We start from the raw sequence: 557 nt of genomic DNA on the forward strand, positions 1-557 counted from the left end.
GGCCGACGCCGGAGCGCTCATCGAGGGCCTCGTCCGGTGAGGACCGCCGTCATCACGCTCACGTCGGACGGCCGACGCGAGCACCTCGCCCGCCAGAAGGAGTGGCTCGCGATCGTCGCGCCGCACGCGATCCGCGTGCTCGTGCACCTCGACGAGCACGCCCCTCTGGACGTGGGAGGAACCGTGGTGCACGTGCCGCCCGGCCCGGACGGGATGCGCCTCGCGAGGGGACGCAACGTCGGCGCCCGCGTCGCGCGGGAGCAAGGCGCCGAGCTCCTGCTCTTCCTCGATGTCGATTGCCTCCCGCACGCCGACGCGATCCAGGCCTACGAGCGGTCGGCCACGAACGGGACGCTCCTGTGCGGGCCGGTGACCTACCTCGCGGATGGCGACATGCCGAGCGGCCCGGGGGACGCCGACCGCTTCGTCTCGCCGCACCCTGCTCGGCCGGCTCCGGAGGCCGGGGTCGTGCGCCCGGCCGACGAGTCGGAATGGGACCTGTTCTGGTCGCTCTCGTTCGCGTGCACGACGGAGACCTGGGCGATGGTCGGAGGATT

Annotated in this window: 1 protein-coding gene; it reads left to right on the forward strand. The window is 73.1% G+C overall.

Annotated elements, in window-relative coordinates; translation table 11 throughout:
* Positions 1-36: 36 nt before the first annotated feature.
* Positions 37-557 (forward strand): glycosyltransferase family 2 protein (locus AC4FQ5_RS20035; RefSeq protein WP_491146450.1); only part of this gene is annotated, 521 nt, incomplete at its 3' end.

It is taken from the genome of Chryseobacterium sp. DT-167 (assembly GCF_058310155.1).